26 protein-coding genes, 1 tRNA gene and 1 pseudogene are annotated in these 25,753 nt (G+C 64.8%); 13 read left to right on the top strand and 15 right to left on the bottom strand.

Features of this window, described 5'->3' with window-relative positions:
- Positions 1–169 precede the first annotated feature (169 nt).
- The gene (locus tag ACQY80_RS08140; protein ID WP_428685389.1) at positions 170–1,108 is read left to right on the top strand and encodes a tetratricopeptide repeat protein; all 939 of its coding nucleotides are present in this window, start codon (positions 170–172) and stop codon (positions 1,106–1,108) included.
- Between the two features lie 14 nt (positions 1,109–1,122).
- Positions 1,123–1,785: a hypothetical protein gene (locus tag ACQY80_RS08135; protein WP_428685387.1), complete on the top strand. Its 663-nt coding sequence runs from the start codon at positions 1,123–1,125 to the stop codon at positions 1,783–1,785.
- On the opposite strand, the gene putA is transcribed toward ACQY80_RS08135, so the two are convergent.
- Positions 1,782–4,874 carry a bifunctional proline dehydrogenase/L-glutamate gamma-semialdehyde dehydrogenase PutA gene (putA, locus tag ACQY80_RS08130; RefSeq protein WP_428685385.1) on the bottom strand — a complete coding sequence of 1,031 codons (3,093 nt, stop codon included), beginning with the start codon at positions 4,872–4,874 and terminating at the stop codon, positions 1,782–1,784. The two genes, ACQY80_RS08135 and putA, sit on opposite strands and share 4 nt — an antisense overlap.
- Before the next feature lie 98 nt (positions 4,875–4,972).
- Here putA and ACQY80_RS08125 point away from each other — a divergent pair, with 98 nt between their 5' ends.
- Positions 4,973–5,443, top strand: coding sequence for an Lrp/AsnC family transcriptional regulator (locus tag ACQY80_RS08125; protein ID WP_428685383.1), 471 nt, complete (start codon positions 4,973–4,975; stop codon positions 5,441–5,443).
- On the opposite strand, the gene ACQY80_RS08120 is transcribed toward ACQY80_RS08125, so the two are convergent.
- Positions 5,440–6,384, bottom strand: coding sequence for an acyl-CoA dehydrogenase family protein (locus tag ACQY80_RS08120; RefSeq protein WP_428685381.1), 945 nt, complete (start codon positions 6,382–6,384; stop codon positions 5,440–5,442). The two genes, ACQY80_RS08125 and ACQY80_RS08120, sit on opposite strands and share 4 nt — an antisense overlap.
- A 14-nt stretch (positions 6,385–6,398) precedes the next feature.
- Positions 6,399–7,556 (bottom strand): acyl-CoA dehydrogenase family protein, encoded by a 1,158-nt coding sequence (locus ACQY80_RS08115; RefSeq protein ID WP_428685379.1) that lies wholly within the window; start codon positions 7,554–7,556, stop codon positions 6,399–6,401.
- 128 nt (positions 7,557–7,684) lie between these two features.
- Here ACQY80_RS08115 and ACQY80_RS08110 point away from each other — a divergent pair.
- Positions 7,685–7,758: transfer RNA gene (locus tag ACQY80_RS08110), tRNA-Gly, on the top strand.
- Between the two features lie 98 nt (positions 7,759–7,856).
- Here the strand turns inward: ACQY80_RS08110 and ACQY80_RS08105 are convergent.
- Positions 7,857–8,642, bottom strand: a complete 786-nt coding sequence (locus tag ACQY80_RS08105) for a transglutaminase-like domain-containing protein (RefSeq protein ID WP_428685377.1) — start codon at positions 8,640–8,642, stop codon at positions 7,857–7,859.
- A 60-nt stretch (positions 8,643–8,702) separates the two neighbouring features.
- Here ACQY80_RS08105 and ACQY80_RS08100 point away from each other — a divergent pair, with 60 nt between their 5' ends.
- Entirely contained in the window at positions 8,703–9,941 is a 1,239-nt protein-coding gene (locus ACQY80_RS08100; protein ID WP_428685375.1) for a TCR/Tet family MFS transporter, read from the top strand.
- Here ACQY80_RS08100 and ACQY80_RS08095 read toward each other — a convergent pair.
- On the bottom strand, positions 9,914–10,675 hold the full coding sequence (locus ACQY80_RS08095) for a competence/damage-inducible protein A (protein WP_428685373.1): 762 nt from the start codon (positions 10,673–10,675) through the stop codon (positions 9,914–9,916). The genes ACQY80_RS08100 and ACQY80_RS08095 overlap by 28 nt on opposite strands.
- Positions 10,676–10,776: 101 nt before the next feature.
- Between ACQY80_RS08095 and ACQY80_RS08090 the strand changes: the two genes are divergently transcribed.
- Both ACQY80_RS08090 and ACQY80_RS08085 read left to right on the top strand, forming a co-directional pair.
- Positions 10,777–11,406 carry a glutathione S-transferase family protein gene (locus tag ACQY80_RS08090; RefSeq protein ID WP_428685371.1) on the top strand — a complete coding sequence of 210 codons (630 nt, stop codon included), beginning with the start codon at positions 10,777–10,779 and terminating at the stop codon, positions 11,404–11,406.
- On the top strand, positions 11,403–11,954 hold the full coding sequence (locus ACQY80_RS08085; protein WP_428685369.1) for a GNAT family N-acetyltransferase: 552 nt from the start codon (positions 11,403–11,405) through the stop codon (positions 11,952–11,954). Before ACQY80_RS08090 ends, ACQY80_RS08085 begins: the two co-directional genes overlap by 4 nt.
- Before the next feature lie 261 nt (positions 11,955–12,215).
- Here ACQY80_RS08085 and ACQY80_RS08080 read toward each other — a convergent pair whose 3' ends face one another.
- Both ACQY80_RS08080 and ACQY80_RS08075 read right to left on the bottom strand, forming a co-directional pair.
- Positions 12,216–13,115 (bottom strand): DUF2785 domain-containing protein, encoded by a 900-nt coding sequence (locus ACQY80_RS08080; protein ID WP_428685367.1) that lies wholly within the window; start codon positions 13,113–13,115, stop codon positions 12,216–12,218.
- A 70-nt stretch (positions 13,116–13,185) separates the two neighbouring features.
- Positions 13,186–13,917: a Bax inhibitor-1/YccA family protein gene (locus tag ACQY80_RS08075; RefSeq protein ID WP_428685365.1), complete on the bottom strand. Its 732-nt coding sequence runs from the start codon at positions 13,915–13,917 to the stop codon at positions 13,186–13,188.
- 167 nt (positions 13,918–14,084) lie between these two features.
- Between ACQY80_RS08075 and thpR the strand changes: the two genes are divergently transcribed.
- Positions 14,085–14,693 (top strand): RNA 2',3'-cyclic phosphodiesterase, encoded by a 609-nt coding sequence (gene thpR / locus ACQY80_RS08070; protein WP_428685363.1) that lies wholly within the window; start codon positions 14,085–14,087, stop codon positions 14,691–14,693.
- Here thpR and ACQY80_RS08065 read toward each other — a convergent pair.
- Positions 14,609–15,090 (bottom strand): annotated as a pseudogene (locus tag ACQY80_RS08065) (low molecular weight protein-tyrosine-phosphatase). The gene thpR and the pseudogene ACQY80_RS08065 overlap by 85 nt on opposite strands.
- 105 nt (positions 15,091–15,195) lie before the next feature.
- On the opposite strand from ACQY80_RS08065, the gene ACQY80_RS08060 reads away from it, so the two are divergent.
- Entirely contained in the window at positions 15,196–16,797 is a 1,602-nt protein-coding gene (locus tag ACQY80_RS08060; protein ID WP_428685361.1) for a spinster family MFS transporter, read from the top strand.
- A gap of 46 nt (positions 16,798–16,843) precedes the next feature.
- On the opposite strand, the gene ACQY80_RS08055 is transcribed toward ACQY80_RS08060, so the two are convergent.
- The 6 genes from ACQY80_RS08055 to ACQY80_RS08030 form a co-directional block, all read right to left on the bottom strand.
- Positions 16,844–17,401 carry a superoxide dismutase family protein gene (locus ACQY80_RS08055; protein WP_428685359.1) on the bottom strand — a complete coding sequence of 186 codons (558 nt, stop codon included), beginning with the start codon at positions 17,399–17,401 and terminating at the stop codon, positions 16,844–16,846.
- Positions 17,402–17,525: 124 nt separating this feature from the next.
- Positions 17,526–17,900: a VOC family protein gene (locus ACQY80_RS08050; RefSeq protein WP_428685357.1), complete on the bottom strand. Its 375-nt coding sequence runs from the start codon at positions 17,898–17,900 to the stop codon at positions 17,526–17,528.
- A 144-nt stretch (positions 17,901–18,044) separates the two neighbouring features.
- Positions 18,045–18,470 (bottom strand): ExbD/TolR family protein, encoded by a 426-nt coding sequence (locus tag ACQY80_RS08045; RefSeq protein WP_428685355.1) that lies wholly within the window; start codon positions 18,468–18,470, stop codon positions 18,045–18,047.
- A gap of 32 nt (positions 18,471–18,502) precedes the next feature.
- Complete coding sequence (locus ACQY80_RS08040) at positions 18,503–19,021, bottom strand: ExbD/TolR family protein (RefSeq protein ID WP_428685353.1); 519 nt, start codon at positions 19,019–19,021, stop codon at positions 18,503–18,505.
- A gap of 121 nt (positions 19,022–19,142) precedes the next feature.
- Entirely contained in the window at positions 19,143–19,958 is an 816-nt protein-coding gene (locus ACQY80_RS08035; RefSeq protein WP_428685351.1) for a MotA/TolQ/ExbB proton channel family protein, read from the bottom strand.
- Positions 19,959–20,022: 64 nt separating this feature from the next.
- Complete coding sequence (locus tag ACQY80_RS08030; protein ID WP_428685349.1) at positions 20,023–20,679, bottom strand: energy transducer TonB; 657 nt, start codon at positions 20,677–20,679, stop codon at positions 20,023–20,025.
- Between the two features lie 358 nt (positions 20,680–21,037).
- On the opposite strand from ACQY80_RS08030, the gene ACQY80_RS08025 reads away from it, so the two are divergent.
- The 3 genes from ACQY80_RS08025 to ACQY80_RS08015 all read left to right on the top strand — a co-directional run bounded on the left by ACQY80_RS08025 (position 21,038) and on the right by ACQY80_RS08015 (position 24,188).
- Entirely contained in the window at positions 21,038–21,832 is a 795-nt protein-coding gene (locus ACQY80_RS08025; RefSeq protein ID WP_428685347.1) for a hypothetical protein, read from the top strand.
- A gap of 111 nt (positions 21,833–21,943) precedes the next feature.
- Positions 21,944–23,275: a homoserine dehydrogenase gene (locus ACQY80_RS08020; protein WP_428685345.1), complete on the top strand. Its 1,332-nt coding sequence runs from the start codon at positions 21,944–21,946 to the stop codon at positions 23,273–23,275.
- Between the two features lie 76 nt (positions 23,276–23,351).
- Positions 23,352–24,188 (top strand): hypothetical protein, encoded by an 837-nt coding sequence (locus ACQY80_RS08015; protein ID WP_428685343.1) that lies wholly within the window; start codon positions 23,352–23,354, stop codon positions 24,186–24,188.
- Here the strand turns inward: ACQY80_RS08015 and ACQY80_RS08010 are convergent.
- Positions 24,185–24,592, bottom strand: coding sequence for a hypothetical protein (locus tag ACQY80_RS08010; RefSeq protein ID WP_428685341.1), 408 nt, complete (start codon positions 24,590–24,592; stop codon positions 24,185–24,187). The two genes, ACQY80_RS08015 and ACQY80_RS08010, sit on opposite strands and share 4 nt — an antisense overlap.
- Before the next feature lie 129 nt (positions 24,593–24,721).
- Here ACQY80_RS08010 and glpX point away from each other — a divergent pair, with 129 nt between their 5' ends.
- Positions 24,722–25,696, top strand: a complete 975-nt coding sequence (gene glpX / locus ACQY80_RS08005; RefSeq protein WP_428685339.1) for a class II fructose-bisphosphatase — start codon at positions 24,722–24,724, stop codon at positions 25,694–25,696.
- Positions 25,697–25,753: the final 57 nt, after the last annotated feature.

Here is a 25,753-nt window from a genome sequence, read left to right as displayed (position 1 = left end):
GCACCCCTCCCCTATAGCCTGGGAAAATCGGTGCGACCCCACTGACGATTTTGTCGTTGACCGACCTCGCAGGAGAAAGGCTACACCATCGCCGGGCAAAGGCAAGATGCGAGCGCGCGACGCCCATGTTTTTTGGTGCGCCGCACAACAGACAAAGGCGGGGACAAAGATGAACGAGAGCAAGAAGATGGCCGGGGGCATGACCGCCACCAACCGCGCAATATTGATCGCTGCCTTCGTTCTGCTGGTCGCCGCCATCAGCTATGCAATCTGGCGCGATTCCGCGGTTTCGACGCCGACAACACCCGCCGGCGCGCCGTTCCGGCCCGACGATCAACTCGCGGCGCTGGAGGCGCGGACACAGCGCGAACCGAACAGTGCCGAGGCATGGACCGCGCTCGGCGCGGGGCGATTCGACCTGAGCGATTATCCCGGCGCAGCAGCGGCTTATGAGAAAGCCGTCGCGCTTTCGCCCGAATCGGCAGGCCTCTGGTCGGCGCTCGGCGAAGCGCGGGTGATGGCGAGCGCGCGCGATCCGATGCCGGCGCCGGCGCTCGAAGCCTTTAACAAGGCGATCGCGCTTGACGCCAAGGATCCGCGCGCGCGCTATTTTCTGGCAGTTAAGAAGGACATCGGCGGCGACCATAAGGGTGCGATCGAGGACTGGTTCGCGCTGCTCGCCGAAACGCCGCAGGGCGCGCCGTGGGAAGCAGACCTCCGCCGCACGATCGAACAGGTCGCCGCGATCCACAAAATCGACGTCGGAACGCGGCTGATGAACACGCAGGCGCGGCCGCTGAAGCCCGAGGAAATGCCGGTCGCCGCGCGCGCGATACCGGGCCCGAGCCGCGCCGACATGGAGGCGGCATCGCAGCTTCCCAAAGGCCAGCAGGATCAGATGATCGAGGGTATGGTGAGCGGCCTCGAGGCCAAGCTGAAGGCCGACCCGTCGAATGTAGACCGCTGGATCATGCTGATGCGCAGCCGGATGACGCTCGGTGAAACCGCAAAGGCCGCGCAGGCGCTGAAGGACGGCATCGCGGCCAATCCGTCGGCGGCGGGACGATTGAAGGCGCAGGCGCAGATGCTCGGCGTACCGGGGGCTTGAAGTGGGAAATGAGCGTGAAATTATCGATACTGGGCGTCGCCGCTGCGACGCTTTTCGCGGCGCAGGGTGCGCAGGCGGCCGAGCAGGCGACATTCTCGGTCGGAGGAAAGCGCTTCCTCATGCCGATTCCAGAGGGCTATTGCCTGCCTGACGGGAACGACAAGACGCTCCTCGACGCAACCGCTTCGGGAGACAAATATAATATCACGCCGCTCGCACTGATCCGCTGCGACCGGCGCAATCACCCGGAGGGCGTCGGCGCCGACTATCTACTCCTTAAAGCCCCGCGGGAGCTGCTCGAAGCCGAGATGAGCCGGCCGGAATTTCTGAAGCTGGTGGAGCCCGAGATGGGCAAGGCCAAGTGGCAGGACGGCGAGAACGACAAGCTGTTCGGTACCGTATCGCAGAATATGACCGACGCGATGGGATCGGATATCGCGATCACCGGCACGCTCGGCCCGCAGGGGGTCGACGATGATTGCGCCTATATCGGCGGCAAGCTGAACGTCGAAGTCGCGGCCCGGAAACAAGTCATGCTGGGCGGCGTCTGCATGACCACGGTCGGCGGCAAGGTGATGACGGTCAACGCCTATAATATCGACGGCACGCCGGGTGGCTTCATCCACCAGCTGCGGCGCGCGCACGACCTGGCCATGCAGATCAGGCCGGCGCCTTAGCCCGCCATCAGCGCCGCGTTGCCGCCCGCCGCGGTGATGTCGGTCGAGATCGATTTTTCCTCGGCGAAGCGGTGCAGATAATGCGGGCCGCCGGCTTTCGGGCCGGTACCCGACAGGCCGCGGCCGCCGAAGGGCTGCGAGCCGACGATCGCGCCGATCTGATTGCGGTTCACATAAACGTTTCCGACCTCGGCCCGCGCCGCGATATGCGCCGCGACACCGTCGATCCGCGTATGCACACCGAGCGTCAGGCCATAGCCCGATGCGTTGATCGCATCGATAAGCTGGTCGAGTTCACCGCCCTTCCACGTCGCGACGTGAAGTACGGGACCGAAAATCTCGCGCTTCAAATCGGTGACATGGTCGAGACGGATCAGCGCCGGGGCGACGAAATGACCGTCCGCAGGCAGGGTCGTTCGCCCGGCTTCGGCGATGACGCGACCCGCGGCGCGCGCTTCGGCAACATAGGCAGCGATACTGGCCTGCGCCTCGTAATCGATGATCGGACCGACATCGGTCGATAGCAGCGCCGGATCGCCGACGTTGAGCTCGGCCATCGCGCCTGCGACCATCTCGATCATCGTATCGGCGACATCTTCCTGCACGCAGAGCAGGCGGAGCGCCGAGCAGCGCTGACCCGCCGACTGGAAGGCGGAGGCCACCGCATCGCGCGCGACCTGTTCGGGGAGCGCGGTCGAATCGACGATCATAGCGTTCGCACCACCGGTTTCGGCGATCAGTGTCGCGATCGGACCGTCGCGCCCGGCGAGGCTGCGGTTGATCATCCGCGCGACCTCGGTCGAGCCGGTGAAGGCGACGCCGATGGTGTCGTCATGGCTCGTCAGCGCCGCGCCGACGGTCTCGCCGCGGCCGGGGAGAAACGCAAGGACGTCACCCGGGACGCCCGCTTCGAGCAGCAGCTCGACCGCGGCATGGGCGATCAGCGGAGTCTGTTCGGCGGGCTTGGCGAGGACGCAGTTCCCGGCAGCCAGGGCGGCCGAGACCTGCCCCAAGAAGATGGCGAGCGGGAAGTTCCACGGGCTGATCGCGACGAAGACGCCCTTGCCTTCGAGGATCAACTCATTGCGTTCGCCCGTCGGGCCGGGGAGCGCGAGGGGATAGGTGAAGTCGGCGCGCGCTTGCGCCGCATAATAGCGCAGAAAATCTACCGCCTCGCGCACCTCGGCAACCGCGTCGACGAGCGTCTTGCCGGCTTCGTCGATCGCGAGACCGAGGAACAGCGCGTCGCGCTCCTCGAGCAGGTCGGCGGCGCGTTCGAGACGCTCGGCGCGAAAGGCCCCGCCGGCGAGGCTCCAGTTGCCTTGCGCCTTGCGCGCTGCGGCGACCGCTGCATCGACCACGGCGCGGTCGGCCTCGATCACCTGACCGACGACGGCGCCGGTCGCAGGATTGCGCACCGGCTCGGCGGTGCCGCTCTGCGTCACCCCGCCAACGATGGGCGCCGCGACATGATTGCTCTGCCGCGCCTTGGCGATGGCAGCGTTCAGCATCTCGGGAACACCCGGTTCGCCGAGGTCGTAGCCGCGCGAATTGCGGCGCACCGGATCGAACAACTCGATGCCAGTCGCTATCGATCGCTGGGTGCTTGCGACGCTGCGCGGATCGACCGCGAGCTGTTCGGGGGTGACGTCGGGGTCCGAGAACTGATGCACGAAGCTGGAGTTCGCACCATTTTCGAGCAGGCGGCGGACGAGATAGGCGAGCAGGTCGCGGTGCGTGCCGACCGGCGCATAAACGCGCACCGGCCGTGGCGGCGGATAGAGCGCCATGATCGCATCGTGCGCGCCCTCGCCCATACCGTGCAGCCGCTGCAATTCGTAATCGGCGTCGGCGAACAGCTCGGTCACGAAGGCCAGCGTCATCGCATTGTGGCTGGCGAAGGCCGGGAAGATGCAATCCTGCGCATCGCGGAGAATCCCGGCGCATTGCATGTAGTTGAGGTCGGTGTGGTTCTTCGCGGTGAAGACCGGGAAATCGGCGAGCCCCATCGTCTGCGCGCGCTTGATCTCGGTATCCCAATAGGCGCCCTTAACGAGGCGCATCGACAGTTTGACGCCGCGTGCGCGCGCCTGCGCCGCAACCCAGCGGATCGCCTCAGGCGCGCGTTTCTGATAGGCCTGAATCACGATGCCGAGCCCGGTCCAGCCATCGGCAATGCCGGCGTCGATCAGCGCCGCGAACACATCCATATGCGGTTCGAGCCGGTCGCTTTCCTCGGCATCGATCATCAGCGGGATATTCACGTCGCGCGCCGCGCGGGCGAGCGTGATGACGCTCGGGATCAGTTCGTCACGGACACGGTCGGCCTGCAAATATTCGTAGCGCGGATGGAGCGCCGACAGCTTGATCGAAATGCCGTGGTTAGCGTGCGGGTCGCCGGCCCCAGCGTTCTTGCCGATGCGCGCGATGGCATGGGCATAACTGTCATAATAGCGCCGCGCATCCTCTGCGGTTCGCGCAGCCTCACCGAGCATGTCGAAACTCGCGAGTTCGCTCTTTTCCTTGTCGGCGCGCTTTACCGCGGCGTCGATCGTCTCGCCCATCACGAATTGCTGGCCGAGTAGCTTCATCGCGGCGAGCGCCGCCTGGCGGATCACCGGCTCGCCCGAGCGGCGGATCATCGATTTCAGCAGCGACAGTGGGTTCGCCTTGCTGCCCATCGCATCGAGCATCAGGGTCGCCGAGCCGAGCGAAAGCCCGCGTGCCGAGAGCGCGACGATCAGCGGACTGTCCTCATCCTCGCCATCCTTCCAGTGGCGCCCCGCGATCTTGTCGCGGATCAGCGCATTGGCGGTCGCGCTGTCGGGAACGCGCAGCAGTGCCTCGGCGAGACACATCAGCACGACGCCTTCCTCGGTCGAGAGGCGGTAGCGGTTCATCAGCTGCGCGACGAGCGTCTCGCGGTCGCCCTCGGCCTTCGCCTTGCGGATCAGCGCAAGGCCGCGGGCCGTTGTCGCCGCGACGGTCGCGGGCGAGCGCGCGAGCTCGGCGCGCAGGTCGGCGACGATATCGGTTTCGGAACGGCGGGCGAGGGCGCGAAGCGCGGCGCGGTCGTTGGGTTGGCTCATGGGCCTTTCATAGCATATCAAAAAAAGACGATCCGACTTCAATCGGGCCATTGAATATATGTTTTGACTGAATTTTACGCCATGCTTAGTCTGAATATATGAAAAATCACCATTCGATGGTCGAACTGGACGATTTTGATCGCAAGATCATCTCGATCCTGGGTCGTGACGGCCGGATTACTTACACCGACCTGGCGCAGCAGGTGGGCCTGTCGAAGACGCCGTGCCAGCAGCGCGTCAGACGCCTCGTCGATAGCGGGCTGATCACCGGCTTTCGCGCGATCGTCGATCCGGCCAAGGTCGGCCTCGACCATGTCGCCTTTACCGAGGTCAAATTGTCCGATACGCGCGAAGAGGCGCTGCGCCAGTTCAATCATGCGGTGCGACAGATTCCCGAGGTCGAGGAATGCCATATGATCGCGAGCAGCTTCGACTATCTGCTGAAGGTCCGCACCCCCGACATCCGCCGTTACCGCATTGTGCTCGGCGAAAAGATTTCGAGCTTGCCGCATGTCGCCAGCACCTCGACCTTCGTCGCGATGGAGACGATCCTCGAATCGGCGCGCTAGGCGAAGGCCTCGCGAACATAATCGACCGAGCCGCGATCGTCGGCGAGACGCGCGGCACCGAGCAGGCGGTTCCAATAGGTTTCCGAGCCATCGGCGAGACGCCACTCGTGGAGGCGACGCGTATAGAGTTGGAGGTCATATTCCTCGCTGATCCCGATCGCGCCATGGACGGCGTGCGCGGTCGCAGCGAGGCGTGCGGCGGCGGTGCTCGTGATCGACTTGGCGGTCGCCGCGGCAGCGAGGCTCGGCGGCAGGCCGCCCGCGCAGCCGAGCTGCGCTGCTATGCGGCACGCGACCATATCCTCGGCCATAATAGCCATCTGTTGCTGCAGCGCCTGCTGCTTGCCGATCGGCTTGCCGAACTGGACGCGCTCATTGGCATAGGTGGCGGTCATTATGGTGAGGCGATCGGCAGCGCCCGCGATGAGAGCGGCACGGAGGATCGCTGCAATGGCGCGCAGGCCTCCTTCGGGCGTAGGGCCAACGGGTTTATCGAGAACGGGGTTCGTGCGCAGCGCCGTGCTTCCGAACACATCCGTAGATTTGCCGGCGGCCGCGACCAGATAGAGCTGCCCCCCTGCTTCGATCAGCACATGATCCGCCACACGCCCAAAAGGAACGATCACTTCTCCGCCCGTGCTTGCGACCGCCAGCGCAATCGGCCCGTCAGGCGCGTCGGCCAGCAAGGCGCGCGCGATCATCGTCTCGCCGACCGGCAGCGGCACCGCATGGCCGCCGAGCGCCTGCCACAACGAGCCGACCTCCGCGAGCGACAGGCCTGCGCCGCCGCGCTCCTCGGGAACCAGCGCGTCGAGAAAGCCCGATTCGGCGATGCCGCTCCACAGCCCTTCGGCGCCCTCCCCCGCCTCGATCGCACGCACCGCCGCGGGCGGCGACAGGGCCTCGAGCATCCGTTCGAAGGGTTCGAGAAATTCGCTCATCAGCCCACTCCCGCTCAGCGTAGCCCCATGCCGCGCGCGATGATCCCGCGCAGTATTTCGCGCGTCCCGCCACGCAACGAGAAGCTCGGCGCCACATGGGTGACGTAAAGCAATGTCCGATAGAGTTCCGCATCGACCGGCTCGTCGGGATGCGCCGCGAGATCGGCGCCGATCGCCACCGGCAATTGTTGCTCGAAAGCGGTGCCGAGATCCTTGACCAGCGACGCCTCGGTCACCGGGCTTTCGCCCGCCGCGAGCCGCGCGGTGCAGGCGATCGACATCGCGCGCAGAACACCGAGACGCGCGGTGAAATCGCCCACGAGCGCAAGCGTCGCCAGGTCATCGCGGTCGACCGTCTGCAGGTGGCGGACCCATGCATCGAGCAGCACGACGCTCGAATAGATGCGCTCGGGCCCGCTGCGTTCGAAGGCGAGTTCGGCGGTGACCTGTTTCCAACCCTCGCCCTCATTGCCGATCAGAGCGTCCTCGGGGAGGTCGACATTGTCGAAAAAGACCTCGGCGAAATGCGCATCGCCAGACAGATCGCGGATCGGGCGGATCGTGACGCCGTGGGCTTTCAGGTCGATGATCAGCTGCGACAGGCCCGCATGGCGGTCTTCGGGGCTGCCCGAGGTCCGCAGCAGCGCGATCATATAGTCGCAGTGCGGCGCGCCGCTGGTCCATATCTTCTGGCCGTTGACGCGCCAGCCGTTCGCGGTGCGCTCCGCGCGGGTGCGGACGCTCGCGAGATCCGAGCCCGAACCCGGCTCGCTCATCCCGATGCAGAAGAAAATCTCACCCTTCGCGATACGCGGCAGGTAATATTCGCGCTGCGCCTTATTGCCGAAATTGAGAATCAGCGGCGCACTCTGCCGGTCGGCGATCCAGTGCGCCGCGACCGGGGCGCCGACGGCGAGCAATTCCTCGACGACGACAAAACGCGCGAATGGCCCGCGCTCGTGTCCGCCGTAACGTTTGGGGAGGGTAAGGCCGAGAAAGCCCGCCTCACCGAGACGGCGACTGAACGCCGGATCATAGCCCTGCCATGACCGCGCGCGGCGATCGGTTCCCGCAGCGGCCGCAGCTTCGTCGGCCAGCGCGCGAATCGCCGGCCGGATCGCTTCGTCGGCATCCGGCAGGCTGGCGAGGCTGAGCGTGTCGAACACCGGCATTCTCCCCTTGGTCTTGTTCCAAAGCCGCTATTGCGCCGCGCCCCCCTTCACAAGCTGCTTTTTGTGAGAGCCGCGAAGGCGCGGAGGATTGACCGCTGCCGCGCGAAACGGCAAAGGCCGGAAATCGCGCGGGTGTAGCTCAATGGTAGAGCAGAAGCTTCCCAAGCTTACGACGAGGGTTCGATTCCCTTCACCCGCTCCAGATTTTCGTAGCGATTTAGCCGCGCTAAATCGTGATCAGCGAAAGTCCGGCCAACCTCGCGCGGCGAGGACTGACGGCGTAGCTTTGCCGCGCCGGACCTAGCCTTCCCCAAATCGCTTCACCCTCACCTTCTGGCTGACGAATTCGATCTCGCGGTAAGCGGTGAGGAATGCGATGTCGGCGGCGTCGCGCCCGACACAGATGCGTGCGGTTTCGGTCGGGCTGGTCATTCCGGTCGCGTCGACCATGTGCCAGTCGCCGTCCAGATAGACTTCGGCGATCGCATGAAAATCCTGCGGATCGACGCCAAGCGCATAGACGCTCGCCATCCGCGCCGGGATATGCGCCGCACGCGCCAGCGCGATCATGACATGGGCATAGTCGCGGCAAACGCCACGCCGTTCGACGAAGCTGTCGAGCGCGCCGGTTTCGGAATTGCTCGATCCCGAAACATAGGTGAAGCGGCTTTCGATCCAGTCGCGCATCCGGCCGATCTTCTTGCCACCCTCATGGTCGCCGAAACGGCGCTCGACGAAGGCGTGGAACTTGTTCGAGGGGCAATACCGCGATTCGTTGAGATAAGGCACGGCTTCGGCGGGCAAGCGATGAAGCGGCACTGCCGCCAGCGCGCGGAAATTTTCCTCGACGCGATCGATTTCGACGAGCGCGCGATATTCGGCACGGAATTCGCCGCTGGTGCGCAGCCAGATCGGCTCGCAAATCCCGTCGCTCGCAGGAACGCGGACGAGATTTTCGGAATCGCCCATGTCGAGCGAGCTGTCGATCACCTGCTGGCCGTGACCATTGGCGGCCTCGACCTGCAACATCAGGTCGACGGGTTCGGGAAGCCGGTAATTTAGGGAGGCGGAAATTTTGAGTTTCATCTATCGGCAACGCATAAGAGGGGGATCGGTGCCGCTAATGACCAATCGGGAAAATCACAAGTGACGCCGGCGCGTACCATACCCTTCATCGTCGTCACGATCTTTATCGACGCGATCGGCTTCGGCATCATCATGCCGGTGCTGCCGCAGCTCGTCATGGAAGTCGGCAAGATCGACCTGCCGCACGCCATCGAAGTTGGCGCGTGGATCGGGTTCGTCATGGCGATCGCAACTTTCTTCGCTTCGCCGGTGCTCGGCAATCTGTCGGACCGTTTCGGGCGCCGGCGGGTGCTGCTGCTGTCGCTTTCCGGGTTGACTGCCGATTATATTCTGCTGACGGTGGTGAATACCCTTCCCTGGCTGTTCGTCGCGCGCGCAATTTCGGGGGTCTTCGGCGGCAGCTATGCCGCGGCGCAGGCGGCGATCGCCGACGTCACCAAGCCCGAGAGCCGCGCGCGCAACTTCGGCTTCGTCGGCGCGGCGTTCGGCGTCGGCTTCGTCGTCGGACCGGCGATCGGCGGCTTCCTCGGCGAGCTCAGCCCGCGCGCGCCGTTCGTGGCGGCAGCGATTCTGGCGGCGGCGAACATGCTCTATGGCCTGATCATCTTCCCCGAAACGCTGCCTGAGGAACGGCGCCGCGCCTTCGACTGGCGGCGCGCCAACCCGCTCGGCGCGCTCAAGACGATGCGCGAGCTGACAGGCATGGGCGGCATCGCGGCGGTGCTGGTACTGTGGCAGATCGCGAGCCTGGTCTATCCGATGACGTGGAGCTTTTACTGCATCGCGCAGCTTGGCTGGACGCCGGGGATGATCGGTGCGAGCCTTGCCGCGGTCGGCGTGATGATCGCGCTGGGGCAGGTCTTCGTCGTCGGCCCCGCGGTCGCTCGCTTCGGCGAACGCGATGCCGCGACGCTCGGCATCCTCGTCGCGGTGGTTGTCTATATCGGCTATGCCTTCACGACGACGACATGGGGCGCCTTCCTGCTGCTGATCCCGGTCGCCCTGCAGGCCCCGGTGCAACCCTCATTGATGGCGATGATGTCCCGCCGCGCGACGCCGGAAACGCAGGGCGAGGTGCAGGGCATTTCGGCGATGGCGATGGGGCTCGGCCAGCTTGCCGCGCCGATAGTGCTGACGGGCACGATGGCGTATTTCACTGCAAAGGGCGCGCCGGCGCATTTCCCTGGCGCGGCTTTCATCGTCGCGGCGATCTTTGGGCTGCTCGCGATCCTGATGCTCCGCCGCCTGCCACGCGCGACGCGCGGCGCAGATCAGATGCCGCCGTCGGTCACCGCATAGCCGAGCGCCTCGAGCCCGGCGGTCAGCATCGCGACGCAAGCCGCGACTGCATCGCCGTCGGTCGAGCGGACGACGAAGTTCGCGCCGACCTTGCCGTCGCGGAAGAAGGGATAGCTGCCGATCACGACGCCGGGGTTGTCCTTCTCGCCTTGGCGGAGGAGGTCGGCGACTTCGCTCTCGGGCGACCAGGAGCCAATCGTATGTGCGATCAGCGGCGCACCGCCCTCGAGCTCGCCGGTCAGCGCATCGAGCATCCCTGCGGTGATGTGCGGCACCCCTGCCATGATGAAGAGATTGCCCATGCGGATTCCCGGCGCGCCCGACTGGCGGTTCGGGATCAGGTCGGCGCCGTCGGGAACGCGCGCCATGCGCAGCCGTGCCTCGGTCAGTTCGATACCGCGCCCGCTGTAATAGCGTTCAAGGATTGCCCGCGCCCCGGGATGGATGACGACGCCGACGCCGAGCGCCTTGGCGACCGCGTCGACAGTGATGTCGTCGTGCGTCGGCCCGATCCCGCCGGTGGTGAAGACATAGTCGTAGCGCGCGCGGATCGTGTTCAGCGCATCGACGATTTCGTCTTCGACATCGGGGACAATGCGGACCTCGCGGAGGCGAATCCCCTGCACGTCGAGCCAGGTCGCGATCTGCGCGACATTCTTGTCCTGCGTACGGCCCGAGAGAATTTCGTCGCCGATGACCAGCACCGCGGCGGTCCAGATGCGTTCGTCGCTCATCGCTTTGCCTTAGCCCGCTGGCATGACAAAACAAGTCTGCTGGCAGGGCGATCATGTTCCTTATATGTTCCAACTCGACTCGCAATCAAGGGAGAGACGCGATGGCCGATGAGCTGATTTTCTATACCAACCCCATGTCGCGCGGACAGATCGTCCGGTGGATGCTCGAAGAAGTCGGCGCGCCCTATGAGACAAATATCCTCGGCTATGGCACGTCGATGAAAGATGACGCCTATCTGGCGATCAACCCGATGGGGAAGGTTCCCGCGATCGTCCACAATGGCAAGGCGGTCACCGAATGCGCTGCGATTTGCGCCTATCTGGCCGATGCCTTTCCGTCGGCCGGCCTCGCGCCGGCAACCGCCGACCGCGCTGACTATTATCGCTGGATGTTCTTTGCTGCCGGGCCGGTCGAACAGGCGATCACCGCCAGACATTTCGGGATCGAGCCCGACGCCGACCAGCAACGCTCGGCGGGCTTCGGAACGCTCCAGCATGCGCTCGATGCACTTGAGAGCGCGGTCGCGGGCAAGACCTATGTCGCGGGCGACCGTTTCACTGCCGCCGATGTCTATGTCGGCAGTCAGATCGACTGGGGGCTGCAGTTCGGGACGATCCCCTCGCGTCCGGCGTTCGAGGCCTATGCCGCCGGGCTTCGCGAGCGCGCGGGCTACAAGCGGGCGAAGGACATCGATAACGCCCTGATTGCCGAGATGCAGGCGGCGCAGTGACGGCATCGGTCGCAGAGCTCTCGACCACCCGGCTGCTTCTTCGTCCGCTGGAGCTGGCGGATCATGCCGAAATTCAGGCGATCTTCCCGCAATGGAAGATCGTCCGGCATCTGAACGCGCTCGTTCCATGGCCCTATCCGGCGGATGGGGCGCTGACCTATGTTCGCGACGTGGCGCTTCCGGCCATGGTTGCGGGCGCGGCATGGCACTGGTCGATCCGCAACAAGGAGACGCCCGACCGATTGATTGGCGTCATCAGCCTGATGCTCGGGGCAGAAGAAAACAGGGGGTTCTGGCTCGACCCCCGTCACTGGGGAAAGGGTCTGATCCGCGAAGCCAGCGATGCGGCGACCGATTATTGGTTCGACATATTGGGCCAGCCCGTTCTGCGCGTTCCGAAAGCTATCGATAATGCAGCCTCGCGGGCCATTTCGACGGGCAGCGGCATGCGCGTGATCTGGCGCGGGCAGAAGGATTATGTCGAAGGGTCACTACCGACCGAACTATGGGAAATCACCGCCGAGGAGTGGCGCGCACGCCCGCGCTAGGGTCAGGCCCCATTGATTGCGCGCGCGAGGTTTGAAGCGATCTTGCTCGGGGCTAGGAGGAAAGGCGCAGGGATATGTCGATATCTCAAGACTTTCGGACGCCGGCGCGGGCAAAATCGGTCAAATCCCGAAGGGACGCCGAAATGGCTTCGATCTCAAGCCCGTGCGGCCTTGCGGGTAGCGATGCTACCCGCAAGGCCGCACGAGTTCGATATCTTCGCCATTTCGACGCCTCGAACGTGCAATCAATGGGGCCTGACCCTAGGGCAGCGCCTTCAGCAAATCGGCGGCGAGCGGGGCCAGGCGACGGATCTGCGGATCCTGCGTTTCGGCCGCGCCGACATAGATGGCGTTCGCAAAGGCGGTGCTGTTGTGGATCGCCGCGAGGCCGGCGTCGCCAGCATAAGCGTCTTTCCAGCGCGCGCTGGCGTCGGGGTGGAGCGCCTTGAACCAGGCCGCCCAGGCCGCATCGTCGATATCGGCGCGCTTCGCGAGAAAGAGTATCGGCCGCGCAAGGCGCGAGGGCTCGCCATGATGATAATAGGGCGAGGCGGCGGGCGCGACCTGCGCCGCGATCGCGCTGAGCAGAAGTTCGGCATCGGCGCGCGTCAGCCGCGGGCTGAGCGCGAGCTGGAGCGCAAGGTCCGAACCGTGCGCGACACCGTGGCGCCAGCCCTCGCCGGCAGTGAAACCGCGATAGTCGGTCACCCCGCGCAGATAGGCTGCCCCCGTTTCGGCGAGCGCGTGCCGTTCGGCATCGCTCATCCAAGCCTCGATCCGGTCGGTGCGCGCGACCTCTGAAAGCGCCAGCACGGCGAAAGGCTTGCGAAAACCCGCTGCATCGTCGGGCGCACGTGCCATTGCGGTGAGCAGCCCCAGCACCTGCCGCATCTTATCCGCACCGAGATGCCTCCCGCGCAGCCCTTCGGACCAGAGTGCATAAGCAAAGCCGTCGCGGACCGCGGGATCGGGATCGCCCAAGCAAGCGGCAAGCGCCGTCAGATCGGCCCGTCCTGCTTTGGGGAAAAAGGTCGCCGCATAGGCCTTGAGATCGCCATCGGCCGGTCGCGCGACCGTGCAGGGCGCGGCCGATGGTTCTGCTTGAGCAGCGGCCAGCACCAAAAGCATCGCCGCCATGACCGTTCCGATACGAAGCATCATCCCACCCCAAAGAAAAAAGCCCGGCGAATCGCTTCGCCGGGCTTCTGTGTCTTGCCTTATGTCCGTCCGCTTATTCGCGGCTGCCCAACAGATTGAGCAGGAAGGTGAACATGTTGACGAAGTCGAGGTAGAGCGTCAGTGCACCCATCACCACCGACTTGCCGACAAAGTCGGTCCCGTGGACATAGAAATACATGCTTTTGATCTTCTGCGTGTCATAGGCGGTGAGGCCCGCGAACAGCAGTACGCCGACAACGCTGATCGCCATCGCGAAGGCGCCCGACTGGAACACGAACGCATTGAGCAGCATCGCGACGATGATGCCGATCACGCCCATGATCAGGAAGGTGCCGAAACCCGACAGATCCTTCTTGGTCGTGTAGCCATAGAGGCTGAGACCAAGGAAGGCCGCCGCCGTCGCGAAGAAAGTCTGCGCGATCGAGGTCTGGGTGAAGGCGAGGAAGATCGTCGACATCGACAGACCCATCACCGCGGCATAGGCCCAGAAGAGCATCTGCGCGGCGGTCGTCGACAGCTTGTTGATGCCGAAGCTAAGCACCAGCACGAACGCCAGCGGCGCGAGCGCCACGACCCACATCAGCGGGGTGCCGACCATCGACGTGGTGAAGCCCGTATTGAACGCGAGCATCGCGATGATGCCGGTCAGCAGCACGCCCGAGCCCATATAGTTGTAAACGGACAGCATGTACGACCGCAGGCCCGCGTCGACGGCCTGATCCATCGCGCTCGCGCTGCCCTGGAAGCCGGACGCCGCCATATTGGGGTCGTTCCAATTCGCCATTGTCATTACTCCATCACCGGCCAGCCCATACCGGCCGTAGCCCATAATATCGGGGCTTTCCCTTCCTGTTTCAAGCGAAACCGGACATCAGCAATATTCCAGCAATATTATTGTTTCGCCGCAAGTCGGGGGTCGCGGTGCGATGCATCACCGCTTATGCTGCCCGCATGTCCACACATCGCCTGTTCGTCGCGCTCCGCCCCCCGCGTCCGGTGCGCGAAATTCTGCGCGCCGCAATGCATGGCATTTCGGGCGCCCGTTGGCAGGACGATGACCAGATCCACCTCACCCTGCGCTTCATCGGCGAGGTCGATCATCATCGCGCCGAGGATATCGCAGCGGCCCTCGGCGGCCTCTATGCGCCGCCGATCACCGCGCGCATTGCCGGGGTCAGCCTGTTCGAGCATCATGGACGTCCGCATATGGTCTGGGCAGGGGTCGAGCCCGCCGAACCGCTCGGCGCGCTCCATCACAAGGTCGATCAGTTGCTCGCCCGCGTCGGTGTGTCGCCGGAAAAGCGCGCCTTCATTCCGCATATCACGCTGGCACGGCTCAATCGCGGCTCGGGACCAGTCGCGCCCTTTCTGGCGCAGAACAGCGACCTCACGAGCCCGCCCTTCAGCTTCGGCCATGTCACCCTTTATGAAAGCGAGATGGGACATGGCGGGTCGCGCTATCGCCCGGTCACGCGTTATCCTCTTAAAGAGGCGACGAGCGCCGCAGCGACTGCGCTGACGTCGTCCCACGTCGCCGCGAAGCCTTCGTCGGCGCCATAATAGGGGTCGGTCACCCCTTCCCCTGCGCGACCGGGCACGATGTCGAACATCAACTTCAGCGCCGCCGTCGCGTCGGCGGGACGGATCGCGAGCGCGTCACGGATATTGGCCTCGTCGGCAGCGAGGATCAGATCGAAGTCGTGGAAGTCGCTGCGGCGTAGCTGCCGCCCGCGCAAAGGCCCGAGATATCCACCCCGTGCCGCTGTGCCTCGGCTTGGGCACGGGCGTCGGGCGGCCGCCCGACATGCCAGTCGCCGGTCCCTGCAGAATCGAGCCGCGCATCAACGCCGGCCTCAGCGAACGCCGCACGCGCAGCCCCCTCTGCAAGCGGCGACCGGCAGATGTTGCCGAGGCAGAGAAAGAGGATGGCAGGGGGATTGTGTCGATTTTCGCTCATATAGCGCATCTCCTGCCCGAAGTTGAACCGACTTTCAACTTGCGCCCCCGCCCCGCTCTGCTAGCCATAATGCAAGCGATAAAAGATATGGGAGAGGGTTGCCAGATGACCGAAGGTGTTCGCGAAGGTGAATATCAGCGCGAGCCGCTGCCGGTCACCAAGGCCAGCGGATATAGCTGGTATGTGCTGGCCGTCCTGGTCGTCGTCTATATCCTGAACTTTATCGACCGCCAGATCGTCAGCATCCTAGCGGTCGACATAAAGACCGACCTTGGCCTCACCGATTCGGACATGGGCTTTCTGGGCGGCGCGGCGTTCGCGGTCTTCTATGCGCTGTTCGGCATCCCGCTCGGCCGGCTGGCCGATAATTGGAGCCGGGTGAAGCTGCTGTCGATCGGCCTTGCTTTGTGGTCGGCGATGACCGCGCTATCGGGCTTTGCGCGCAACCAGCTGACGCTGACCTTCGCGCGCATGGGGGTGGGCATCGGCGAAGCGACGGCCAGCCCGACCGCCTATTCGCTGATCTCCGACTATTTCCCAAAACATCAGCGCGCCACGGCCCTCGCCATCTATTCGTCGGGGCTTTATCTGGGCGGCGGCGTCTCGCTGTTCATCGGCGCGTCGATTGTTCAGGCTTGGAACAGAGCCTATCCGGACGGCGGCCCGCTCGGCCTTTCCGGCTGGCACGCGGCCTTCCTCGCGGTCGGAATCCCCGGCCTGCTCGTCGCGTTGTGGGTGGCAACGCTGCGCGAGCCCGTCCGCGGCGCGATGGACGGCGTCGCCAGCGCCAGTTCGCCGACGCCGTTCCGCGAATTCTTCTATGACCTGTCGACGATCGTTCCGCCCTTCACGCTGATCGGCGCCGCGCTGCGCGGGCCTGTGGCATTCGCAGTCAATGTCGGCTTCGCCGCCGCCGTCGTCGGCTTCGCATGGTGGATGATCGGGCTAACGGGCAACCTCCCGCAATGGTCGGCGGTCGGCCTCGGTTATTATGCCGTCTTCTCCTGGGCGAGCACGCTGCGCGCGCGCGATCCCGCGACCTTCCGCCTGATCTGGGGCACCCCCGCCTTCATCTGCACGACGCTCGGCTATGGGCTCGTCGCGCTTGCGGCCTATGGCATCGCCTTCTGGTCGGCGCCCTATGCCGAAACCGTGTTGGGGCTGCCGAAGCAGGAACTGGCGCTCATCCTTGGCGGTAACGGCGCCGTTGCAGGATTTCTGGGCGTGATCATCGGCGGACGCGTGGCCGACCATCTGCGCGCGACAAACCCCGCGGGCCGCATCTGGATGATCATTTTCGGCGTCGTCGCGCCCGTCATCCCGATCTGGATCGGCTATACGACCGAAAGCTCGATAATCTTCTATGCGATGAACTTCCTCGCCGGCATGTTCGGGGCAACGGCGCTTGGCGCGGCGGCTGCGACGACGCAGGATCTGGTGCTGCCGCGCATGCGCGGCACCGCGACCGCCGCCTTCTTCCTCGGCACCACGCTCGTCGGACTGTCTTTCGGTCCCTATATGGTCGGGCAGATTTCCGATCTGGCCGGCACTATGGTCGACGGCAAGCCGGTCGGCGATTTGCGGACAGGCATATTGTCGCTGATCGGCGTCGCCCCGATTGCGCTCGCCCTGCTGATCTACGCCTATCGCACGGTACCGAAGGCCGAGGCGACGATCGCCGAACGCGCAGCGGGCGAGCCCGTCTAGAGCCCGCCCGCCTTAAACTCCTCTATCGAGATTATTCGCCCGCGGATTATTGGGCGGGAAGCTCGATCACGCCGCAGGCGACACGCCCGCCACTATTGCCGCTGGGATCGGTCTTCATGTCGTCGGGACCGGCGTGGATGACGAACGCCGCGCCATCGGCGTCGATCAGGCCGCCGTCTCCAGTCAGGCGCGTCCCGACGAGCGTCAACGTCGCACGGCCGATCGCGCCTTCATCGACGACCAGGTTCGGCAGATCGCCATGGTGCGCGCCCATCGGATTGTCGCGGCCGTGCTGTGCGCCGGTCGGGTTCCAGTGCGGACCCGCGCTGGTGAAATCAGGCGCATCGCACCGGCCGACGGTGTGGATGTGCATGCCATAGGTGCCAGCGGCAAAGCCGCGCGCGACCAGTTCGACGCGCAGGCCGGTCGTCGTCTTGTAGAAGTCGGCGCGTCCGCGGTCGGCACCGCGGGCGTCGACGAGCTGCGCCGATGCATCGGCAGCGGGAAGCTTTTCGACCGACTTGCCGCCCATGCCCGCGCAGCCGGCGAGGGCCAGCGCCGCGGCGGCGGTCAGGGAATAGCGGGCAAGCGAGGGGATGGTCATCAATCTCTTCTCCGGTTGTTTGGCATCATAACGCGATGGGCGCCGATTTCGATCCAGCGGATGATGCCTTCAACTGGCCGCATTTCCAAGCGATGTCGACTTAGGGGTGGAAAGCGGCCATACGCTAGCGCACAAGTTTAGAGGGCCAACCGATGCGCACAAGAAGTCCGTCAGGTCCGTTGATCCCAACCTCGTAAAGGCCCCACTCGCGATGCCGTAAGACGCCTCCGGGCTGAATAATCAGATCCTCGACGAGGGCCGCGATTGCTTCGACGTCGGGGGTGCGAAGGAAAATACCGAAAGGGTTGTGTTCCGGCACGTTCCAAGGCGGAGCGCCCGCCTGCGTAAGGTGAACCTCGCAACCCCATCCGGTCATGATCGGGTAGTCGTCGGCGCCGCCCGTTCGACTGAAGCCCAACCTCTCCCAAAACGTGACAGCGGCCGGCAAGTCATTATTTGGGATAATGGCGAATGCGCCAGCGTTAGGTATGTCGGCCATCCATCACTCCCTTTAGCGTCAGCTTGACGCTGTAGTGATCGCGCGAATTTCCGCAATCGGTCGAAAGCGGCGGCCAGGATGTCCAAAAGAAAAGGGCCGCGAATCGCTTCGCGGCCCTTCCTCTGTCTGCGTTCCGATCAGCGATCAGAAGACGCGGGCATATTGTTCGTTGCCGACGAAGCCGAGCTTGCCGACGCCGCTGCGCTTGACGACCGCCATCACGCGATCGACGACGATATAGCGGGCATAGGGATCCGGCTGCACCTGCAGTTCAGGTTCGACAGGCAAAGCCTTGGTCTGTTCCAGATACTGCGAGAGCTGTGCCAGATCGACCGGCGAACCGTTCCACGCAATCGTCCCCGCGGGGTCGATGGTGATCTTGTTCTTCTCGGGATCGACATTGGTCTTGGCATCGGTCGGAACCGGCAAGTCGATCTTTACCGCGTGGGTCTGGACCGGGAGCGTGATGATGAACATGATGAGGAGCACGAGCATGACGTCGATCAACGGCGTCGTGTTCATGTCCATCATCGGTTCATTTTCGTCCCGATCACCAACGGCCATGGACATAGGATTATTCCTTCATTCCTGGTGAACCGCCCTTACAGGCGGCCCAGCGTGCCCGAGCCAGCAGCCGGTTCGGAAATGAACCCGATCTTCTGGAAGCCGGCATATTGCATCGTATAGATCACACCGCCGATGCACTGGTACGGCGTATTAATATCGCCGCGGATGTGCACTTCGGGAAAGTTTTCTTCGGTGATGTTCTGCGGACCGCCGATATCCTTGATCAGCTGCTCGAGCTTGTCCTGACCCTTCTGAAGCAGTTCGCGCGAGTCGACCGGGGTCTGGCCCCAATAGACTTCACAAGCCGTGCTGTTCGAATCGGGCACACCATCGCCATTGGTATCGGGCGCTCGGACCGACAGAAGCACGTTTTCAGGCTTTGTCGTCGTCGGCTCGAAGACCACGTCGGGGAGCTTGAGGTTCACGGTCTTCAGCACCACGGGGACCGTGATGAGGAAGATGATGAGCAACACAAGCATGATGTCCACGAGCGGGGTCGTGTTGATGTCCGACATCGGGGCATCTTCGCCCTTGTCGCCTACACTCATCGCCATAGGATTAGCATCCTGTCACAAAATTAGCGTCACGGACCGGGACGGGCACCCGAATGGCGCACCGTCCCGTCCAGCGGCCCCGTGCATCGTCCGGAGAACGATATACGGGGCCCTCAGACCTTTAGGCCTTCTTCGGCGCGGCGGCCGGAGCAGCCTTCGCCGGAGCAGCCGAAACCGCCGGCTTCACCTGGCCACCCGACATGATCGAGCCGAGAACGTCGTTCGAGAAGGTCGAAAGACGGCGCGCGATCGTCTTGTTGCGGCTCTGCAGCCAGTTGAACGCGAGCACCGCGGGAACTGCCACGATCAGACCGATCGCGGTCATGATGAGCGCCTCACCGACCGGACCGGCGACGGTGTCGATCGAAGCCTGACCCGACGCACCGATCTTCACGAGAGCGCGAAGAATACCGATAACGGTACCGAACAGACCGACGAACGGAGCGGTCGAACCCACGGTCGCGAGGAACGCGAGGCCGCCGTTGAGCTTCGAGTTGATGTGGTTCTGCGAACGCTCAAGCGTGCCGTGCATCCAGTCATGCGCTTCGACGGGGTCGGTCAGCTTGTTATGCTCTTCGTTGGCGCGCAGACCGTCTTCGACGACCTGACGATAGGCGCTGTTCTTTTCGAGCTTGGCAACGCCATCGGCGAGCGTCGGGGCGCGCCAGAAGTTCGCATCGACCGCCTTGCCCTGGTTCATCACCTTGTTCTGTTCGAAGAGCTTGGTGAACAGGATGTAGAGCGTGCCGATGAACATGATGAGCAGCAGCAGGAAGGTCACCTGCGACACGATACCGCCTTCGCAGAGCGCGGGCAGCAGGCCGTAGGGGTTTTCGCCTTCCTTCTTCACGCACATCGATGCGGGAAGCAGGCTGAGGCCGACATCGTGGGCGGCGGGCGCCGCGCCGGCGGCGGCGTTTGCAATCAGATTAAACATTTCGGTTATTCCCTCTCAAAAGACTGAATATCAAAGTTCGTACCGGGGCGATGCCCCGATTGGATCACTTCGGAATCTGCCACCGGATCCGGTTCGAATAGCTGCCGCCGACGGGGTTGCCCGCGCGGTCTTTACCCGGATTGAAACGGCCGCGACGCTGGATCAGCTTGCAGGTTTCCGCGTCGAGGTCGGCATGGCCGCTCGATGCCGAAATATCGCAGCTCGTGATCTTGCCCGACGCATCATAGGTAACGCGGAAACCCGTCGTCCCTTCACGCTCCTCGCGCATCGCGCGCGCCGGATAGTCGTCGTTGGTTGCCCAACGGCCGGGGTTGCCACGCGGCGTACCCGGAGCGCTGAGATCCGGCGACGGCGGCGGAGCCGGCGGCGCAGAAATCGGCGGAATCGGCAGCGGCGGACGCGGAGGCGCTTCTTGAACCGACTGCACGGAGTTCGTGGTCACCGGCGGCGGGAACACCGAAGGCGGCGTCACGACCGGCGGCGGCGGCGGCAGCTTGTTGTCCGGCGGCGGCGGCGGCGGGGGCTCCTCCGGCGGCGGCGGTTCCTCGACGTCCACGACGTCCAGTTTCTCGGCGAGTTTCTTGACGATGCTGATGTTCAGGCCATTGACCAGGCCGTAGCCCAGCAAAGCCGTGAACAAGCCCACCAAGACAATCGCCACTACCCTGTTTTTAGGGTCGACATTATCACCATAAGCCATTCAGGGACGACGCTCCTTGCTAGATCATCCTGACACCAAATCCGCACCGACGGGTTCGGTTGCCAAATGCTCGGATGATTTCCGATGCGTTCCACAGACCCGGCGGTGTCGCATCCGGCCTTGTTTTGCTCTTGCCGGACGCTTCGCCGCTCGTCCTATCGCGGTGGCGGCACATTCGCAAACCCTTTATCAGCGGTTAATGTCCGCTTCCCCATGAAGGGGTTTTGGCGCCGCCCAGGCGCTTCGAACAATGGAAGGTGGTTCGATCATGCGCGCGCTCCTGCACGCCGCCGCTCTGGCAATTCCCTTAGCAAGCATTTGTTTTCCTGAAGTTTATGCCATGCAGGCGCCGACACCGGTGACATCGCCTTCGCCCTATAGCTATGCCGATATCGCCGATCTGGCGACGATCGCGCCGATGACGATTCACGCGCGGATCTATAGCAGCGCGGTGCTGAAACCCGAGCAGTCGCCCGGGCTGAAGGCGGGTCAGGCGCGATTCTATGTCGAGGCGGACGTTATCGGCCTGATTCGCGGCGCCGGCCCGCTTGCCGCGCGGATAAACTATCTCGTCGATCTGCCGCTCGATGCCAAGGGCAAGCCGGCGAAGCTGAAGAAAAAGCAACCCGTCCTGCTCTTCGCCCGCCCCGTCGCGGGCGCAACGCCTGGCGCGAATAGCACCGGGAGCATCCGGCTGGTCGCGCCGGACGCGCAGCTGCCATGGGATCCCGCAACAGAGGCGCAGCTCCGCGCGATTCTGACCGAACTCGTCAAGCCCGGCGCCCCGCCCGCGATTACCGGCGTCGCGAACGGCTTTCACGTTCCCGGCACGCTTCCCGGCGAGGGCGAGACGCAATTGTTCCTCGATACGAAGACCGGCGAACCCGTGTCGCTGACGATTCTGACCGCCGCCGACGGATCACGCCGCTGGGCCGCTGCGTTCGGCGAGATCGTCGACGGGTCAGCGGCAGTGCCGCAACGCGATACGCTGGCATGGTACCGGCTCGCCTGCGGCCTGCCGCGCCAGCTGCCGCTCGCCAAGCTCGGGGGCACCGCGCCCGAGGACCGCAAGAAAGCGGCGTCGGACTATGCGGTCGTGCTTGGCGCGCTCGGCGAATGCACACGAACGCGAATGCCGCCGATCGGGGGATAAACTTCCGCTTCGGCGCCGCAAAGGCGCGGCGGGCTTGTTTCCGCGTCAAAAGCGGATAGGGCGCGGGCATTCTGCGGGCAATCGCCCGCATCCATAACATGGAGTGCCTCGATGTCGCCTTCGCCTGCCCCCGCCGCGCCCCGTCCGCCGCTGCGCGTCGCGCTCGCCGGCATTGGCGTCGTCGGCGGCGGCGTCGTCAAGCTGCTTGAGGCGAATCGCGACCTCATCGCCCGGCGCGCCGGGCGGGCGATCGAGATTGTCGCGGTGTCGGCGCGCGACCGGCACAAGGATCGCGGCGTCGATCTGTCGCGCTATCGCTGGGAGGACGACATGGACGCCCTCGTCGGGGCGGACGATGTCGATGTCGTGGTCGAGATGATCGGCGGCGCCGACGGTCCGGCGCTGACGATCGCGCGTCATGCGCTCGGCGCGGGCAAGGCGCTCGTCACCGCGAACAAGGCAATGATCGCGCATCACGGGCTGGACCTCGCGCGGATCGCCGAGGAAAAGGACACGCCGCTGAAATATGAAGCCGCAGTCGCGGGCGGCATTCCGGTGATCAAGGCAATCCGCGAGGGCGCATCGGCGAACCAGATCGCGCGCGTCTATGGCATCCTCAACGGCACCTGCAATTATATCCTGACGCAGATGGAGCGGAACGGCGCGAGCTTTGCCGACGCGCTCGCGGCCGCGCAGGCCGAGGGCTATGCCGAGGCCGACCCGACCTTCGACGTCGACGGCATCGACGCTGCGCACAAGCTGTCGATCCTTGCCGCGCTCTGTTTCGGCACCCGGCTCGACATAGATGCCGTGACCGCAGACGGCATCCGGGGCCTGATCGCCGCCGACATTCGCGAGGCCGAGGCGCTCGGCCACCGCGTCCGCCTGATCGGCATGGCCGAACGCGACGGCGCCGAAGCGAACGGCCGCCTCTATCAGCATGTCCAGCCGTGCCTGGTCCCGGCCGACCACCCGCTCGCCTATGTCCCCGGCGCGCTGAACGCCGTGGTCGCCGAGGGCAATTTCGTCGGCCGCCTGTTCTTCGAGGGCGCGGGCGCGGGCGAAGGCCCGACCGCGTCGGCGATCGTCGCCGACATCATCGATATCGCACGCGACGAATATGGACCCGCCTTTGCCATGCCCGTCGACGCGCTCGACGCCGCGCCGCCCGCCGACGCCGGTGCGCGAATCGGCAAACATTATGTCCGCCTGATCGTGGAGGACCGCATCGGAGTGCTGGCCGAGATCGCCGCCGCGATGCGCGATGCCGGCGTCTCGATCGAAAGCCTGATCCAGCGTGGCAGCGAAGACGGCAGCGGCGTCGTCATCGTGCTCGTCACCCACGAAGGGCCGGCGAGCGCGATCCACGCAGCACTGGGCATCCTCGCCGCATCGGACCATGTCGTCGGCGCGCCGATGCACATGCCGATCCTCGCGCTCTGAAGCCCGGGCCCTCGGCACGCTCTTGTAATCGCCGGCGCCCCTGATAACCCCGTCATCGGGGAAACAGGGGGCGATCATGGACATCGAAATCAGAAGCGGGCTCGCCGAAGCGCGGGCGCTGGCGGGCGAGCACTGGCGCGCGCTGACCGTTTATGTCGCGATCGGGGTGGTGATCCCCTTCCTGCTGCTGTCGAGCGAGCCGATCTTCAACCTGCGCACGGTGATGGCGATGGCCGTCTCTCCCTATAGCGCCTATGTCAGCGGCTCGATCGCGGGGCCGATCTATCTGCTCGGCATCGTATCGGTGCTGGCGGCGGGCGCGATGCTGGCGGCGTGGAATGCCGTCCTTGCCGAGATGCGCGAGGGTTTCATTTCCGAAATCATGTACGGCATGGTCGCCGGCGCGGCCTTCCTCGTGACCAATATCCTCCTCTATTTCGGGATCGGCATACTCGTTTCAGCGCCGATCGTGGCGACGATCGGGATGACCGAGTGGAACGGCGTGGCCGGCGGAGCCCTCGCCATCGCCTATCGCCTGTTCCTGTCGATACTCGGCACCTGGATCGGCGCGCGACTGTGCCTCGCCGGTGCGATCATGGGCGCGGGCGGCGGGCTCAATCCCTTTTCGGCCTTCGCCGAATCGTGGTGGCTGACGCGCGAGGCGCAAGGACGACTGTTCGCCTTTTACTTCGTCTGGGGCGCCATCATCGGCGCGGCGTTTGGCGGGCTCGTGCTGCTGCACGGCGCGGTGATCTGGAACAATGCGCAGGCGCCCGGCAGCTGGCTCGAAACGATGATGAGTTTCGGCTGGGTGCTGTTGTTCGCAGCCTATTTCCTGGGACAGATATTGTTCGCAGCGGGATTCCTGCGCAGCGCGCGCCCGGCAACCGCAGCGGCGGAGGTCTTCGCCTAGGGCGGAGTATCAGCCGCCGGCGGCGGCGCATCCTGCCGATCGGGATCGGTCGCGCGCTTCGCCATTTCATAGAGCGGGTTATATTCGGGACCGGGCTTGTAGCGCCCGCCCATCGACATCCAGTTATACGGCAGCCGGTCGAGGCTCATCGCCTTTGCCTCGGCGCGCGGCAGCTTCGGCGGCGCCTCGCGACCCTCGTTGGCAATCGCGCGCAATTCGGGCGACAGGCGATGGCGTTCGGTGTCGCTGCCGCACACGGTGATCGATCCGTCGTCGGCGGGCTTGCAGCGCCTGACCGGGTCGGTCAGCTCGCGGCTGTTTTCGATGGCGGTGTCTGCGGCGGACTTCGCAGGCTTCGGTGCGGGCGGGCCGATCATCTGCGCCGATGCGCCCGGCGCCGTCATTCCGATGACGCACAAAGCCGCAAAAGCGGCACCGAATCGGGCGAAGGTTTCTCGACAAGCGGCGCGGGCGACCATATGGCGCGCAGCATGCCCACATGGCAGAACAAGTAAAGACGGAGAGTCAAGGCAATGACGAACAGCAGCGGCAGCAACCTCGACCGGGTGCTCGTGCTCGAAATGGTGCGCGTTACCGAGGCCGCGGCGATCGCCGCCGCAAAGCTGATCGGACGCGGCGACGAGAAGGCCGCCGATGCCGCCGCCGTCGAGGCCATGCGTAACGCGTTCAACACGCTGTATATGGACGGCACCATCGTCATCGGCGAGGGCGAACGCGACGAGGCTCCGATGCTGTTCATCGGCGAAAAGGTCGGCAATGCGCCGGGCAAGGGCCCGAAGATCGACATCGCGGTCGATCCGCTGGAAGGCACCACAATCACTGCAAAGGCCGGCCCGAACGCGCTCGCGGTGCTTGCGATCGCCGAAGAAGGCTGCCTGCTCAACGCGCCCGATGTCTATATGGACAAGCTGGCCGTCGGCCCCGGCTATTCGCCGAACATCGTCAATTTCGACAATAGCGTGCGCGAGAATGTCGAGGCGGTCGCGCGCGAAAAGGGCTGCGCGGCGGCCGACATCATCGTCTGCGTCCTCGACCGCCCGCGCCACGAAGCGATCATCGCCGAACTGCGCAGCATCGGCTGCGGCGTCGCGCTGATCCCCGACGGCGACGTCGCCGGCGTGATCGCGACGACGAACCCCGACACCAATGTCGACATCTATATGGGATCGGGCGGCGCCCCCGAGGGCGTGCTGGCATCGGCGGCGCTGCGCTGTGTCGGCGGCCAGTTCAAGGGCCGCCTGCTGTTCCGCAACGACGACGAGCGGCTGCGCGCGAAAAAATGGGGAATCGAGGATCTCGACCGCGTCTATGACCTCGAAGATCTGGCCAAGGGCGATGTGATCTTTGCTGCGACCGGCGTCACAGACGGGTCGCTGCTGTCCGGGGTAAAGCATCGCCGGGGCGGCATCCTGACCACCGAAACGGTCGTGATGCGTGCCTCGTCGGGTACGGTGCGCTGGGTCAAGGGCGAACACCGCACGGCTTGATTTGACGCGGGTTGATTCGGACGCGGGCTGTGCCATCGTCCGGGCCGCAAGGGGGAC

This window comes from Sphingopyxis sp. (genome assembly GCF_965279755.1).
Taxonomy (GTDB): domain Bacteria; phylum Pseudomonadota; class Alphaproteobacteria; order Sphingomonadales; family Sphingomonadaceae; genus Sphingopyxis.
Note: the sequence above shows the minus strand (reverse complement) of the source record. Positions and strands in the feature narration are given on the sequence as shown.